The following is a 15,806-nucleotide window of genomic DNA, read 5'->3' as shown; positions in this document are numbered from 1 at the left end:
AGATTCATTTAGTTTACCTAAAAAAAGCCTTCACTTTGTGGAGGCTTATTTCAAAAAGTTCTATTCATTAGCGGAAATATAAAGGGGGATATGTGGCTATGGAAAAAGACGTAAGGATTTTAGTGGTTGATGACGAGGAGAGAATCAGACGTTTATTAAAGATGTATTTAGAAAGAGAAAACTTTATTATCGATGAGGCTGGAGATGGAAATGAGGCATTAACAAAAGGTCTAGCAAATGATTACGATATCATCCTCCTCGACTTAATGATGCCAGGTAAGGATGGAATTGAAGTTTGCAAGGAATTAAGAGAAAAGAAAGCTACGCCAATTATCATGCTCACTGCAAAAGGCGAGGAAGTAAATAGAGTACAAGGCTTTGAAGCAGGTACCGATGACTATATTGTTAAGCCATTCAGCCCAAGAGAGGTAGTCTTACGTGTTAAAGCACTATTGCGCCGTGCATCTAAAACAACGTATATTCAAACCGAAGCAGCTGCGAAAGATATTATTGTCTTCTCTCATTTAACCATTGATCATGATGCACATAGAGTACTTGCTGACGGGAAAGAGGTAAGTTTAACACCGAAAGAATATGAATTACTGTATTTCCTTGCAAAATCACCGGATAAAGTCTTTGATCGCGAACAATTACTCAAGGAAGTGTGGCATTATGAGTTTTTTGGGGATCTGCGGACTGTTGACACACATGTTAAGCGCTTACGTGAAAAGTTAAATAAAGTTTCTGAGCAAGCTGCAAAAATGATTGTAACGGTTTGGGGTGTCGGCTACAAGTTCGAGGTTATTAATGAATGATGCTTTGGCGAAGTGTTGTAGGTAAAGTTTGGGTTACAATTCTTTTACTCGTATCTTTAGTACTTTTTATTTTAACTATTATGCTGTTGGAGTTTTTTGAAAACTATCATATTAACGAAATGGAAAGAGGGCTTACAAATACGGCCCAAAAAATTTCCAGGATTTTAGATGAACATGAACTGAATATTGGCCTTGAGATTTCTTGGGAATTAGTGGATGATGTCACGGAAGTAGTAATTGTGACGAATCCAAATGAATATTATTATTCACCAAATGATAATCAAGACTTCAAGCTTCCCATTACCTATCTGACAAAGGATGCTGACTTGGAAAAGGTAATCACTGAAAATAAAACAGTGAAGAAAATGTCTGTATTTACTGCTGATAAGGAAAAAAACACCAATGATTCCCAGGTTTTAATAATCGGTGTTCCACTAAAGGGGTCTACTAGTGAAAATGGGGCTGTTTATATTTATCAATCGCTTGAGGTTGTAGAGGAAACAACGCGCACAACAACGAAATTCATTTTTCTTGCAGCAGGTGTTGCCATCATTTTAACGACCATTTTTGCATTTTTCTTATCCACACGGATTACTGCTCCTCTTCGGAAAATGCGTGAAGCTGCCTTTGAGGTAGCTAGAGGGAAATTTGATACGGAGATACCTTATCCTTCTCAAGACGAAATGGGGGAATTGGCTATCGCCTTTAATCAAATGGGAAAGCAGCTCAAATTTAATATGGCTGCCCTTAGTCAGGAAAAAGAACAGCTTGCTAGTATTCTCAGTGGAATGGCGGATGGAGTTATCACTTTTAATAGAGATGGAACGATTTTAATCACAAATCCCCCTGCTGACCGCTTTTTGCGTAATTGGTATTACGAACAGGATGAAGTGAAGAAAGATACTCAAGCAGTACCATCTAAGGTAATGGAGCTCTTTCAGCTGGCAGTAAGTACAGAGAAGGAGCAAGTTGGGGAAATTTCTATTCAGGGCCGTTTCTGGGTAATGATTGTTAGTCCATTATATAATGATAAATATATCCGCGGCGCTGTTGCCGTTATCAGGGATATGACTGAAGAAAGAAAGCTTGATAAGCTAAGGCAGGATTTTATTGCAAATGTTTCACATGAGCTTAGAACACCCATTGCCATGATGCAAGGATATAGCGAAGCCATTGTCGATGATATTGCCAGTACGGATGAGGAAAAGAAAGAAATGGCAAGTGTCATTTATGATGAATCGTTAAGAATGGGCCGGTTGGTGAACGAGCTCTTAGATCTTGCAAGAATGGAAGCAGGTCATATCCAGCTAACAATGGAGGAAATCGAGGTCAAACCATTTCTGCAGAAAGTAGTTCGTAAGTTCCAGGGATTAGCAAAGGAACAGGAAATTCATCTTGATTTACAGCTTAGTGAACAGTCGGCCTGGTTAAGATTTGATCCAGACGGAATAGAGCAAGTATTAACTAACTTAATTGATAATGGAATTCGGCACACCCCAAATTTAGGCAAGGTTATAGTTTCAGAGAGGAATGATGAAAAGGGCCTTTATATAGAGGTGGAAGATTCCGGATCAGGGATTCCCGAAGAGGATTTACCTTTCGTCTTTGAACGCTTCTATAAAGCTGATAAAGCTAGAACGAGGGGACGATCCGGAACTGGTCTTGGACTTGCTATTGCGAAGAATATTATTCACGCACATAAAGGTCAAATAACTGTTCAGAGTAAGATAGGTCAAGGAACGACATTTTCTCTCTTTATCCCTCGAATTATAGAGTAATTTAGAAAAACATGCCGATTGTTCTTGATACATGGGAAACATCTAATATTATTTACTTGAATGTATGTTTCAAATTCTATGTTGGAAGGATTTATTTAAAAATCCTTCCTTTTTTTATCAAATTAAAAGATAATAGGGCGTGAGGATTGTTTTCAGGTTTGTAACCTTTTCTAGAATTTTTACGACTATTAAATTAAACGGGGAGGGAAACGAATGGACTCCGTTTTTGATGAATTATATAGAAAATATCATCATGACGTTTTTCAATTTCTTTTTTATATGGTCAAAAATAGGGAACTTGCCGAGGACCTTGTCCAAGAGGTGTATATAAGAGTTCTAAAATCATATGAAAAATTCGAAGGAAAAAGCAGTGAAAAGACTTGGTTGTTTTCCATTGCAAGAAACGTGGCTATCGATTCTTTCCGCAAACAGAAGGGCTGGAAGCAGCGGCTTCTTGAAAAATTCGACTGGTCTACACAACAAGTAAAGGATGAATACCCCATTCCAGAAGAAATTATTGTTCAAAATGAAGAAATTCAATATATTTACAAATGCCTTGACCATTGTACAGTAGATCAAAGAATGGTCATTGTTATGAGATACATTCATGAGCTTTCCATTACAGAGTCAGCCCAAGCTCTCGGATGGACAGAAAGTAAAGTAAAGACAACTCAGCATCGAGCGTTGAAGGTATTAAAGGCTCATATGGACGAAATAAAAAGGAAGGAGGGAACTCTAGAAAATGAAAAAATCAGAATGGACTGAAGAACAACTTGAAGAATTATTAGGCAAGATGCCAAGAATTAAGGATGAACGGGATCCTAGAGAAATTTATCATCATGTTGCCATCAAAATGCAAAAGCGGAAACAAAAAATGTGGATTATGCCTAGTATTGCGACTGCAGGGGCATTCCTTCTGTTTTTCATCCTTGTTCCCAACCTTTTTAACTGGCAAAGCTTTAGTGAGAATTCAATGGAAACAGCAGATAAATCATCTTCCGCATCCGAAATAATGATGGAAAAAAAGAGTCTGGAAGAAAATAAAGATCAGCTTGCTGTTACAGAGGAAAATGGAGCCTCTATTGAAATGGCAAGAGAGAAAGAAGAGAAACAAATGGGGATCACTTCGATAGAAGTGGCTGACGAGACAACTGCTGTATATGAGGAGGATATTATTGATAAAGAAGTACTGACATATGCAGTTCCAAATCATGATGTTTCTTTTATTGTTCCTATTAGCCTCATTGTTCCTAAAGATGACCAAAAGTCTAAATTTGATTTATTTCTAGAAAATATGCCGAATTTGGCTGAAGTAAAATGGGGATTAACGGACTATTACCCTTTACAAGCCGATTTGAATTTTGATGAGGAAAATCAGATTATGACATTTAATGTTCCAGCTAACCATTCATATGGCATGTCGTCGAATACGGAATGGCTATTAGGTCAAGTAATGAATTATATAATGGATTCATTTGATATTAAGAAAGTTAATTTGACGACTGAAGGAAATCCGGGCATTGGATTTAGCCATCTCGGTAAAATAGATGAATTTGTAACGAAAGAGCAATCGAGCGATGATGCTTATTATTTTTATTTTCCAAGCGATGTTGAAACAAAGCCATTTATTGTCCCATATAAATTTACTGAAAAACAGGGCACAATCCAAGAAGCCTTTTCGATAATGAGAAATAATCAGGCGGGGGAGAAATTAATAGCATCTATTCCAGATACTATCCAATTCGAAACTGAAGAAAATCCGAAAGAAGGAAAGTTGATTATTAAATTTGAAAAGGGTTCACAATTAAACAATGATGAGGAAACTCTTCATACAATTGAAGCAATTTTATTAACTGCTAAAGAGTTTAATTATGAATTCGTAAAGCTGGAAAATGCGAATATTGACAGAATTGGTATATTTGATCTAAATCAGGAAATAAAAGTTCCTGTTTCAGCTAATAAGCGAACAATTTCCAATTAGAACTAGAGACGAGCCATTTGTGGCCCGTCTTTATTTTTGGGAATCATGAGGGATTCGTAAATTCCTTCAATTTGTTTTTCTGCCTGTTTTTAATAGGCTGATTAATCAGATTTGCTTTCTTTTGTTCTAAAATAACTTCCCTTTACATACTGTGGATATTGGACAAGAACTTATTAGCGTTTACAGGAGGAAAAAATGCGGGATTATTTAAGAAGATTTATGATTGCTGGAATTATGGGGATATTTATTAGCTTGTTATTTTTAGGGGGAAGTTTGTACAAGCTTTAAGGCGGAAAAAGGATAGGGTAATTTAATTCCTTCCCAATTCGTAGGTTTTCAAGTATAATATTTATTGTAACAATAAATTAAATACGGTCTATCTTCGGGGCAGGGTGAAATTCCCGACCGGCGGTGATGAGGTTTTTTCTCTAAGCCCGCGAGCCTTACGGCTGAAGCAACTCATTGGAAAAAGCTGAGAAAGATGGTCAAACTGGCATATTTCATTCTTTTTCTTCGTGAAAGCTTAAAGCTATGGCAGGATTTGGTGCGATTCCAAAGCCGACAGTACAGTCTGGATGGGAGAAGATGGAGGTTCTGCAGACGTTCAAAAATTGCTGGAATAATGAACGTTTATTTAGTGAGCCTTATTAATCTCCCTCAGGTATATTACTTGAGGGTTTTATTTTTGACGGCTACATGATCTGCTGAACCTTTCTTCTTTAGGAGAGATAGTCCTAACAAGGAGAGAGGAACATGAAAAGATTTTCTGTAAAAGCTTTAGTTTCAATTGGGATGTTAAGCAGTATATCATATGTATTAATGCTGCTGAATTTCCCGCTGCCGCCATTTCCACAGTTTCTGATGATTGATTTTAGCGATATTCCTGCATTAATCGCTGCGTTAGTCTTCGGTCCGCTGGCAGGCATTTTAGTTGAATTATTTAAAAATATTTTAGATTACTTTATGACAGGAAGCGCAACTGGAGTTCCAGTTGGTCATATTTCTAACTTTATTGCGGGCATCCTGTTCGTATTGCCTACCTACTATGTTTACAACAAATTAAAAACGAGAAAGGGCATGACATTTGGGTTAGTTATTGGGACGGCTATTATGGCTGTAATGATGAGTATTTTAAATTACTTCATCATCCTGCCAGCCTATACATTTTTCTTAAATATGCCAGCTATGTCTGCTCCAGAAATGCGTACAATGATTGTAACGGGCATTTTACCGTTTAATATTGTAAAAGGATTAATCATAACTATTGTATTTATGCTAATTTTTGCGCGTATGAGCACATGGATCAGCAAACAAGGTTCATATAATAATGCAGCATAAAAGAAAAAGCAACGGCTGACTTACCGTTGCTTTTTCTGTTGGCTTTATTAGGAAATTTAGTTTTCAAAAAATATTTTTCTATTTTTGCAGTTTGATTAAAAAAGAAAAAGCTCCCTTTCATATGGAAAGGGAGCGGTGGATAAAATTGAACTTTAATTGTTACTACTCGAATTTAAGTGCATCGCCATCAAATGCTTCGTCAGCAACTTTAATGGAATCAGTTGGGCAGCCTTCGAAAGCGTCCATCATATCATCAATTAATACATCTGGAATTTCTACAATTCCTTGGTTATCATCTAGAGTAACGAATGCAATGCCTTCGTCATCGTAATCATAAATATCTGGTGCTGCTGCCCCGCATGCTCCACATGCGATGCATGTTTCCTTATCAACAATTGTAAATTTTGCCATGAAAAATTACCTCCCAAGATTATAACAAAATAATTTCCTTCTTTGAAGATGGAAAGACATCCCTCACCCCCTATTGTAAAACTGAATGGCAAACATTTCAATAGTAAAAGTATTGAGAATGCTTATCATAACAAGGTTCTAACAATAGTCAGAATTATAGAGGCTCATATTTTACATTCATGATAAGATAAAGGAGATGATTAATTGTTATTATGTCCAAAATAGAACTCTTATATGGTGTGATATTATGAAGAATTCATTTTTGAATTTGATAGTTTTATATTGTTTACATAAAATTGATGGAGAGCGATCCATTTATTCAATTTTACATCTTCTGAAGGGGAAAAAATCAGCCCAAACGATTCAAGATGCTCATTTTTTCCAATTAACGAATCTTTTCAATTCTTTTCCTTTTCTCGAACGAACAAATGTAGATCATATAGTTGCCCGAATAAAGGATAGGGGATTCATTAGACAAATCTCTGAGCAAGGCTATCGTCTAACAACAACAGGTACGAGGTTTTTGGAAGAATCTTTGTCGAAACAGCCAATACCAGTTTCACTAAATGGTTTGAAGTACCATCAGGTTACCGATCTTTTTTGGGAAAGATTATCCCTTACTGTACAGGTCATGTCCTATTTAAAAAGCAGAGAAACAAAATATCTTCCTATCCAGCGAAAAAAAGAGGTTCACTATTGGGTAAAGAATTTTCTACAGCAAACGTCTTTAAAAAGAGATGAATTATGTGAGAACCTATACAATGAGTTGGTCCAATGTCTAGGCCGCAATAAAGAAATAGATCCTTCCATACTCGTCATGAGACTAACAGGGAACAAAATTATAGGACTTACTCCTTTGCAGGCAGCTGAAAGGCTGAATTTGGAATTTGACGTGTATCAAATCCAATTTAAAAGTTTGATTCATTTTATGCTAGAATTGATCAGATTAAAACCAGAAACCTTTCCGCTTTTAAGTAAATTTATTTCGGATGATTCGCTGCGGGTTTCATTGACTCAGACCGCTAAACGGACTTTCTCAATGCTAAAGAATGGCATGGATATAAATGAAATTGTTCAGAGTCGAAAGCTTAAGAGAAGTACAATAGAAGATCATATTGTTGAGATAGCATTGAATGATAAGAAATTTGAAATCACTCCTTTTGTTTGTAATGAAAAGCAGCAATTGATTTTAGATGTTGTTAAAACAAATACCACAAAGCAACTAAAGCAAATTCGTGAATTAGTTCCAAATGCAGATTATTTTGAAATACGCTTAACATTAGCAAGAGCAGGTGAAGTAAATGAAGCTTGAAAATTTATTACAGCATCATTTTAACTATACTGCATTTAGAACAGGTCAAAAGGAAGTCATTTCCTCCATACTGGAGGGGAATCATACAATCGCCATGCTTCCAACAGGAACAGGTAAATCTTTATGTTATCAATTGTCTGGATATGCATTAAGTGGACAAGTGATTATTATATCTCCGCTCTTATCATTAATGCAGGATCAAGCTGAACAATTAATGATGAATGGGGAGAAAAGGGTCATTGCATTTAATTCGTTTTTATCCACAGAAGAAAAATATCGTGCATTGTCTCGGTTAAATAAATATAAGTTTATTTTCCTTTCCCCTGAGATGCTGCGCTTAGAGCATGTCATAAAAAGGCTTAGTGACCTTGATATTGCTTTATTTGTTATTGATGAAGCACATTGTATTTCACAATGGGGATATGATTTCAGGCCTGATTATTTAAAGCTTGGCGAAGTAAGAGAAAAAATCGGCAACCCTCTAACATTAGCTTTAACTGCGACAGCTACACGAGAGGTTAAAGAAGATATTATTGCGTCACTGTCATGGGGAAATTGGAAGGAATTTATTTATTCCGTTGACCGCCCAAATATTTCACTTACTGTTGAAACCATAAATTCCTTTCAAGAAAAAAAGGAAAGACTTGTTGAACTCGTCCAAACTTTAAATGGTTCAGGAATTGTCTATTTTTCGAGCAAGAAAATGTCTGAACAAATAGCTGAATTCTTAAAGGAAAGCGGAGTCTCTAATGTTGCGGCATACCATGGCGGTATGGAACAAGAGGCGAGAATATTAATTCAGCAGCAATTTATTCAAGGTCAATTGGATGTGATTTGTGCGACAAGTGCGTTTGGGATGGGAATTAATAAAGATAATATCCGTTATATTATTCATTTCCATATGCCGCTTCAGATTGAATCCTATTTGCAGGAAATCGGTCGAGCGGGAAGGGACGGAAGGAAGAGCCTTGCTATTTTGCTGTATTCGCCAGGGGATGAACAGCTGCCGTATCAGCTTGCTGAAGGAGAACTGCCAACAGTAGAACAGATTGACTGGCTTTTTAAATGGCTAGGAGATAATCAGCATGCTTTAACGAAATTGCCAGCATTTGAGGAAGAAATTAGAAGAATTTCTGGATTAACAGATATTCAATGGCGAATTACACATGATTTGCTTGAAGGCGTTACGGTAGATCAACTAGAGCAATCAAGCAGCGGAATAAAGTCATTTATTAAAGAACGCATTGGGGTCAAAAGGAAAAAAATAAATGAAATGTTCCGTTGGACTCAGTTATCGGAATGCCGCAGAAAAAATATCTTGAAGTATTTTAGAGAAGACAAGACAATAGAGATAGAGGATTGCTGCGATCTGTGCGGTGTTAATTATTCAATATTTTATTCTTCTACCGATAAAGAAGAGAAAACAAAAATCGAATTCTCTTTTAGTTGGGAAGATCATTTGGGAGAAATACTTTTAAGCAGGCGGATGAAATGAAAGAAAAATATACAGGGATTATTAAAGAGCTCTCAGATCGAGAACTGCTTTTTCATCTATATTTAACGCAATTTATCCTATTATCAATTTCTGTTATTTTAAGTATGATATTATTTAATCGCCTTTCTGATATATTTAATCTTTTTAAGATAGGCGATATGAATATTTTACTCATCGGGGGAACAGCTGGATTGGCAGTCGTTCTTTTAGATTTAATTCTTATGAAAATCCTGCCGCCCTCATATTACGATGATGGAGGCTTAAATGAAAGGGTTTTTCGCAATCGAAGTGTTTTTCATATTGCTATAATCGCTGCAACCGTTGCTTTTTGCGAGGAATTATTATTCAGAGGGGTAATTCAGACACATGTTGGACTTGTTTTTTCCAGTCTGATTTTTGCAATTGTCCATTACCGCTATTTATTTAATTGGTTTTTGTTCTTAAATGTTGTTGTTTTAAGCTTTTTTATCGGCTATATCTTTTTAATAACAAACAATTTATTCGTGACCATTTTAATGCATTTTATTATTGATTTTTTGCTTGGACTAATTATAAAATACCGACATAATACAGGTTCCAAAAGTGGGAACATAGGAAGGGATGTTTCATGAACAAAGAAGGCCCTTATAGGGATCAGGCTGAACGGCTACGGAAAAAGGTTGATAGGAATTGGGATAATGAAGACCCTGTTCTGGAAAAGGAAACCTTGCCGCCGAGAAGCAGGCTTCACCGGGAAAAGAGAAAGAAAAATAAATGGAAGGTCAAATACCCAGTTATTCGCCTTCTGGCATTACTGTTTATCTTACTGCCAATTACTATTTTTACTATGTATAACTATTTGCAAAAGAATGAAAACGGCGGTGCTGAAAAAGCCAGTACACAAACTGGTTACGAAACAATAGGATTTGAAGAGCTAGAAGATAAAGATGCAAAAGGAACGATCATTGAGGAAAGAGAAGAGGATCCGGTAAACACCAATGACCAAGGCAAAAGTGAGGATAGGGAATCGGCAATACCAGCTTCTGAAACTCCAGTCATCAGTGATTCTGAAGATAAAGGTTCCGCAAAGCCTTCAGAAACCGTTGAAAACGAACAAGTGAAAGATGAACAGCAATCGGAACAAAAGGAATTGATTTATCATACTGTTAAACCTAATGAAACCATTTTCCGAATCGCAATGAATTATTATCAATCAAAAGCAGGCATCGATATTATTAAAAAAGCAAACAATTTAAAAAATGATGAGATACAGGCTGGACAAGTTTTGAAAATACCTAAATAATTGTTTCCCTTTCCCCCTATCATATAATGCTGTACAAGCTCATACATTAAGTAGAAAAGAGTGTTGTCCAGGATTTGCCTATCATATGGTTTGCATTGGTGAATGGAGGGGGATTATGGAATCATCTATAAAAATGCTTGATGATCGAACAGACCAGGCTACAAGGCAGATGCTGCAAAAAGTAGTTGAAAGAAAAAAGAAATTCGACACATTTAAGCAAAGGCATTTAATCACGATGTGGGCAACAATGTTTTTGTCGTTCATTTATCTTTTTTATATTTATAAGACGGTAATGGAGCCCTTCTCCTATTCATTTTCGGCTATGTTTTCGGTTTTTGTAAACGAAAAAGCTAATCTATATTTCCTTATACTCACAGTTGGATTATATGGCTTAATGAATTTATTAAGGGAGAAACGAGAGAAGGCTGAGAAAGAGTACCATGCACTCAGATGCGAAATTATTGATAAAAGCAAAGATCTTTGGAAAAAAGAAGATGAGTGGAAAAACAGACATGTCGTTTATGAAATGATGAAGGCGAATTATGATATTAATTTGTATCATGAAAATAAATAATAAATAAAACTACCACAGCTCTTGGCATGTGGTAGTTTTATTTCACGATTAGTAATCGTCTACGTCTAATCCCAAATCAAGAATGGTGGACAAGAAGCTCATCATTTTTAGTCAAAGGAAGATTCATAATCTTAATATGTTTCTCCCAGCATATTTCCTCACATAGCTTACAGTCTACGCATTGGAGGGGTTTGACTTTCAACTTGTTCTCTTCTTGAATGAGCGCATTTGTTGGACATAGGATGGAACAAGCGCCACATACATTACATTCTTCGTTAATGACGGGGATGTTGATCATCAATCGCTCACGTAAACTGCGGTTTTGCTGAAGTTCTTGCAAAAGAATTTGCCGCTTTTTCAAAGGAGCTTGGAACGTGTCTCCTACCATTTTTTCTACGAATATTTCTTTCGCTTCTTCAATTTGATACAGAAGGGAAGGTTCATCTTGTTCGCGGCTGTGCTTATCAAGAGGACCTTGAGAGCGGCCGACTTGCAACCACTCCTTCACTGCCGTCCGATTTGTTGCTTTAATGCCTTGGAAGACACTATAAAAAAATTGCCGGCGATCGATGTCATAGGGGGCAGCTTGCTTCACAGTCGTCAGCTCGTCCACTATTTGGAGCTTTTTATTCACTGCATTTTCAGCTAAGGCTACTCCTTCTTGCCACACATGACAGCCTGTCGCAAAATCGCAATTCTTGCAGTCGTCCTCATGTACAAACACTTGAAGCTTCTCATTATGCCTTAATATTGAAAGCCATAGTTCCCAAGGGATGGCCCCTAAGCATGGGACTTCCATATGATTTGCTGTTTTTCGTGGAAAAAGCACCTTACTGCAATGGATGTAAGTGGCTTGTTGCTTTTTTGCTGCATGTTGTATTTGTTCATACAATTGCTGGAGGGAGGGCTTATTCCATGTTAAGGCTCCAGTCGGACAAACAGTCGTACATATCCCGCACTCTATGCAATCAGATATCTCAATCTCCTTATTGGTGATGTGAATACTGTTTGCTGGGCATTGATCTATACAGCGAGTACACCCGCTGAGCGGAGAAATGACCCTTGTACAAATATTTGGCTGAACATCTAGTATGCTTGCATGCTTTTCAATTATATTTGCCAGTTTTACTAAGCCAAACATAAAATAACCCCTCCCTTTTTATAGTGGTTTAAAGCCGATGCCACACGCCTTTGATCCCACAAAGCAGGGAGGGGAACAGAGCATCAACTAGTAAAGCTTTATAAATGAATAGCGGATGTGTAAAATAGGACTCTGCCTAAAAATTCGCTGGCTAAGAGTAACACAAATCCTGTTGTATACAGTATTTTATGAGATGCTCTCCGTCTGATATGTGCGAGCAAAAAGATAAAAAGAGCTATAATGAATGCCATAATTCGTCCCCAGAATAAGGAACTGTCGAGCATTAGCTCCCCTGTTGCAACGGCTTCAGGTAATCCGCCAAATAAGGATGAGGTGTACATTGCCACCGTTAAGGCAGAGATGGCTAAACCGATAAGGGTGACGAAAGATATATTAAAGGATAATTCCTTTTTCCATTGTAAAAGCATTCCCGTGAATAAAGGGCCCAAAATGAGGCCAGTGACAAAAAAGGCCACAATCGTTGAGAGACTATCCCAAGCTGGAATGGCTGGAATCACATAAATCATGGCTGAGGAAAAGATGGTTGCCAGTCCCACAATTGTTCCAAATACCCCGCATAAGAAGCGTTTGGACGAATCTCCTTTCCACCAAAAATACGTATACAAGCCACTTAAAAAAATGAAACCACCGTAAAGAGTAACTTCTCTGCTGAGCCAGCTCCGGCCAATATTTAATATGGCTCGGTAGGCGGCGAAGGGGTGTCCTAAGTGAAATAATGAAAATAAGACAGAAATGCTTCCAATGATGGTTATTGATACAGAAATAAGTACTCCAGTTTTATAAGAGATGTCTTTATTTCTTAGTTCTAACAGCCACATCGTAATGAAGGCTCCAATGGCCATTTGCGAAAGAACGGTGAAGATTGCTAATGGTAAATCATGCATTGGCCTCACTCCTAACTTGTTTACCAGCCTTTGGTAAAATAAATCGAATGTTTGGCTGGGTGATGCTCGGGTCTGGAAATCCAGGTACTGTTTTAGCTAAATTTTGATACTGCGGCTCGTTTAAATCAACAATTTGGATGGCTTCCAACGGACAGTTTTGGACGCAAATTGGCAGCTCACCCGCATCGAGCCGTTCGAAACACATGCTGCATTTATTCATTTTTTTCTTTACAGGATCGTATTGTGGAACACTGTACGGACAGGCTTTTCCACACATTTGGCAGCCGATGCAAAGGTCTTGATTATGAATGACGATGCCGTCCTCACGCTTCGTATACGCGCCGACAGGACAAGCATCTCGACAGGCCGGCATATCACAATGATTGCAGGCCATTGATAAATAAGCACGTGTAGGTACACCTGCTATTGTTTCTGGTAATTGTCTGACACGACGACGGCTTACCTCTGGCTCTAATTGATAAAAGCTCTTACAAGTAACTTCACATGCGTGGCAGCCGATACATCGGTCAATGTTTACGACAAATCCCATTTTTTTCGCCATGATTATCCTCTCCCTAATACCTTTTGAATGTTGACAAAATTATCGTGAAAAGCAATGCCGCGCTGCCCTTTTTGGAAATCACCCATATCGGAAGGAATCGCTTTTACCGTAAAGTTTTGGTTATAGTCCACTCCTTTAAACCAAGCTTCATAGATGACAACAGTATGGACTGGCACAGTTTTCGTTACTTTTGCAGGAAGGGTCATAGCACCGATATCGTTGTACATTTTCACATAATCGCCCTCTTGAATACCTTTCTTCCTTGCGAGGTCTGGATGAATTTCAATAAATGGCTCATTTTGAATGTTCATGAGCCAATCGATATTTTGGAATTGGCTATGAATCCCAAATTTCCAGTGGGGGGAGATGCAACGAATTGGGAATTCCTTCGGTGCCTTCATTTCCTCAACAAAAACAGGAAGTGGGTGATGCCCATATTCCATCGCTTGATCTGACCAAAATTCGTATTTACCAGAAGGCGTTCTAAATTTTTCATCTTTCCAAGGGGTTAAATTTTTCCTTGCTTTTACGGTCCCTTTCTTCTTTAAATCCCTCCAGCTACGAATGCCGTAAAGGTTACGCAAATCATCGTTAACTTCCTTTTCCACCCAATCCTCGAGGTTACCTGAAGAAGGAAACGTGCAAGAGCCTGGGGCTAATTCATTTAATTTCTTCGATAATCCCATCGCTATTTCAAGGTCGCTCTTTGCTTCGTGTAACGGCTTAATTGCTTGTTCGTTCATATTTAACCAATAATGCCAATAGCTAGCGTTAATTCCGACCGTTTCAAAGGGGGTAGTCACAGGTAAAACAATGTCAGACATCTCAACGGTTTGGTTCATAAATAAGTCTGCTGTTACAACTAAATCCATTTGATGCAGTGCTTTTTTCACAACGTTTGGCTCAGGGTCTTGGGAAACAGGGTTCCGGCAGGCGATCCACATCATTTTAATCGGAGGATCTTGTGTGGCAAGAACTTGGGCGCCGAAATTGTTCATATTCACGTAACGATCTTTTTCTCCTTTGCTACCTTTTGGTGGCGGAAAACTCATTACATGATAGTTGAATGTCCATGTTTCCGCTTGAATATAATTGACGCCTCCGCCCGTTACGCCAATATTCCCAGTTAATGCAGCCAGTGCATCTATGGCCCGAACCATCGATCCGCCGTTCGTATGGCGCTGCATCCCGAAGCCAATCCAAATATTCGCTGGCTTTGCAGTTGCGTACTCCCTAGCTAACCGTTCAATTACAGGAACGGGGACCCCGGTTTTCTTCGCTGCCCAATCGAGCGTTATGTTGTTTTGCAAATAATTGAAGAATTCATGAAACCCTTTAGCGTTTGCTGCTAGCCACTCTTCGTTATATAAGTGATGGTCCACAATATATTTGGCCATACCTAATGCTAATGCACCGTCTGTACTCGGGTTAATTTGGATATATTCATCTGCTTTTGACGCGGTTGCTGTCACAATAGGATCAATGACGACAAGCTTCGTGCCTTTTTCCTTAGCTTGTTCAATAAAATACATAGAATGGACGGAGGTCCAGGCTGGATTGGAGCCCCATAAAATAATGTATTTCGATTGTAAAAATTGTTCAGGATCATTCGCCATATTAACGCCCATATCAAAGGCTTGAGCATCTGCCCCAGCTGGTTCACATGGTGTTCCTTTCGCCCTTGTCGTGTAGCCGATACTTGAGAACATTCCTTCCACACTGTAGTTAAGGATGTTAAAATTCCCTGAGTACTTATTTAGGCAAATCGGCAATGTGTTTCCGTACTCTTTTTTGATTTCGAGAATTTTGTTAGCAATAATGGTGTAAGCCTCATCCCAGCTAATTCTTTCCCAATTGCCACTGCCTTTTCCTTTTTGACGCATCGGATATTTAATACGGTCCGGAGAGTAAACAACCCGTGGATAAGTATTTCCTTTTACACATAAGCGGCCTTTTGTATAAGTATTATTATCATTTCCAGTAATAAACGTAATTCGGCCATCTTTAACAGTTGTCACAATCGAACAAGTATCATAGCAGTTACGTGGGCAGGCATTATAGAAATACTTTTCCGCACCGCTCGCCTTTATCTTAGAAGGGAAGAGACTTTTCAGTTTAAAATCCTTCCCCGATGTCCCTAACCCCAATAGTGCACCTGTAGCGGCTGCGCTTTTTAATAGAGTGCGTCTTGTTAATTTATGATCTAGCATGT

General features: G+C 38.1%; 15 protein-coding genes and 1 riboswitch. Of the genes, 10 read left to right on the top strand and 5 right to left on the bottom strand.

From position 1 onward, the window contains the following. Positions 1-98: 98 nt before the first annotated feature. From RRV45_RS14270 to RRV45_RS14250, 5 genes are all read left to right on the top strand, one after another. A complete protein-coding gene (locus tag RRV45_RS14270; RefSeq protein WP_315665358.1) occupies positions 99-815 on the top strand; it encodes a response regulator transcription factor in 717 nt (238 codons plus the stop codon). Next, positions 812-2,593, top strand: a complete 1,782-nt coding sequence (locus RRV45_RS14265) for an ATP-binding protein (protein ID WP_315665357.1) — start codon at positions 812-814, stop codon at positions 2,591-2,593. Before RRV45_RS14270 ends, RRV45_RS14265 begins: the two co-directional genes overlap by 4 nt. Positions 2,594-2,806: 213 nt before the next feature. Then, positions 2,807-3,358, top strand: coding sequence for an RNA polymerase sigma factor SigX (gene sigX, locus RRV45_RS14260; protein WP_315665356.1), 552 nt, complete (start codon positions 2,807-2,809; stop codon positions 3,356-3,358). After that, a complete protein-coding gene (locus RRV45_RS14255) occupies positions 3,336-4,574 on the top strand; it encodes a hypothetical protein (protein ID WP_315665355.1) in 1,239 nt (412 codons plus the stop codon). Before sigX ends, RRV45_RS14255 begins: the two co-directional genes overlap by 23 nt. A gap of 374 nt (positions 4,575-4,948) precedes the next feature. Then, positions 4,949-5,165, top strand: a riboswitch (FMN riboswitch). A 162-nt stretch (positions 5,166-5,327) separates the two neighbouring features. After that, positions 5,328-5,912, top strand: coding sequence for an ECF transporter S component (locus RRV45_RS14250; protein ID WP_315665354.1), 585 nt, complete (start codon positions 5,328-5,330; stop codon positions 5,910-5,912). Positions 5,913-6,074: 162 nt separating this feature from the next. Here the strand turns inward: RRV45_RS14250 and RRV45_RS14245 are convergent, their stop codons facing one another. Next, complete coding sequence (locus RRV45_RS14245; RefSeq protein ID WP_315665353.1) at positions 6,075-6,323, bottom strand: ferredoxin; 249 nt, start codon at positions 6,321-6,323, stop codon at positions 6,075-6,077. A gap of 247 nt (positions 6,324-6,570) precedes the next feature. Here RRV45_RS14245 and RRV45_RS14240 point away from each other — a divergent pair, with 247 nt between their 5' ends. The 5 genes from RRV45_RS14240 (at position 6,571) to RRV45_RS14220 (ending at position 10,986) form a co-directional block, all read left to right on the top strand. Further along, positions 6,571-7,635 (top strand): YpbB family protein, encoded by a 1,065-nt coding sequence (locus tag RRV45_RS14240; protein ID WP_315665352.1) that lies wholly within the window; start codon positions 6,571-6,573, stop codon positions 7,633-7,635. Further along, entirely contained in the window at positions 7,625-9,130 is a 1,506-nt protein-coding gene (locus tag RRV45_RS14235) for a RecQ family ATP-dependent DNA helicase (RefSeq protein ID WP_315665351.1), read from the top strand. The genes RRV45_RS14240 and RRV45_RS14235 overlap by 11 nt, the downstream gene beginning before the upstream one ends. After that, positions 9,127-9,741: a CPBP family intramembrane glutamic endopeptidase gene (locus tag RRV45_RS14230; protein WP_315665350.1), complete on the top strand. Its 615-nt coding sequence runs from the start codon at positions 9,127-9,129 to the stop codon at positions 9,739-9,741. Before RRV45_RS14235 ends, RRV45_RS14230 begins: the two co-directional genes overlap by 4 nt. Next, complete coding sequence (locus RRV45_RS14225; RefSeq protein ID WP_315665349.1) at positions 9,738-10,412, top strand: LysM peptidoglycan-binding domain-containing protein; 675 nt, start codon at positions 9,738-9,740, stop codon at positions 10,410-10,412. The genes RRV45_RS14230 and RRV45_RS14225 overlap by 4 nt, the downstream gene beginning before the upstream one ends. A 115-nt stretch (positions 10,413-10,527) precedes the next feature. After that, entirely contained in the window at positions 10,528-10,986 is a 459-nt protein-coding gene (locus tag RRV45_RS14220) for a YpbF family protein (RefSeq protein ID WP_315665348.1), read from the top strand. A 76-nt stretch (positions 10,987-11,062) separates the two neighbouring features. On the opposite strand, the gene RRV45_RS14215 is transcribed toward RRV45_RS14220, so the two are convergent. The 4 genes from RRV45_RS14215 to RRV45_RS14200 form a co-directional block, all read right to left on the bottom strand. After that, positions 11,063-12,127 (bottom strand): indolepyruvate ferredoxin oxidoreductase subunit alpha, encoded by a 1,065-nt coding sequence (locus tag RRV45_RS14215; protein ID WP_315665347.1) that lies wholly within the window; start codon positions 12,125-12,127, stop codon positions 11,063-11,065. 98 nt (positions 12,128-12,225) lie between these two features. Beyond that, positions 12,226-13,032 (bottom strand): dimethyl sulfoxide reductase anchor subunit family protein, encoded by an 807-nt coding sequence (locus tag RRV45_RS14210; protein ID WP_315665346.1) that lies wholly within the window; start codon positions 13,030-13,032, stop codon positions 12,226-12,228. Continuing rightward, a complete protein-coding gene (locus tag RRV45_RS14205) occupies positions 13,025-13,594 on the bottom strand; it encodes a 4Fe-4S dicluster domain-containing protein (protein WP_315665345.1) in 570 nt (189 codons plus the stop codon). The genes RRV45_RS14210 and RRV45_RS14205 overlap by 8 nt, the downstream gene beginning before the upstream one ends. Positions 13,595-13,596: 2 nt before the next feature. Next, the gene (locus tag RRV45_RS14200; RefSeq protein ID WP_315665344.1) at positions 13,597-15,804 is read right to left on the bottom strand and encodes a molybdopterin-dependent oxidoreductase; all 2,208 of its coding nucleotides are present in this window, start codon (positions 15,802-15,804) and stop codon (positions 13,597-13,599) included. Positions 15,805-15,806 lie beyond the last annotated feature (2 nt).

Origin of the sequence: Bacillus sp. DTU_2020_1000418_1_SI_GHA_SEK_038 (assembly GCF_032341175.1) — a bacterium.
Classification (GTDB): domain Bacteria; phylum Bacillota; class Bacilli; order Bacillales; family Cytobacillaceae; genus Cytobacillus.
This window is presented reverse-complemented; position numbering and strand designations above follow the sequence as displayed.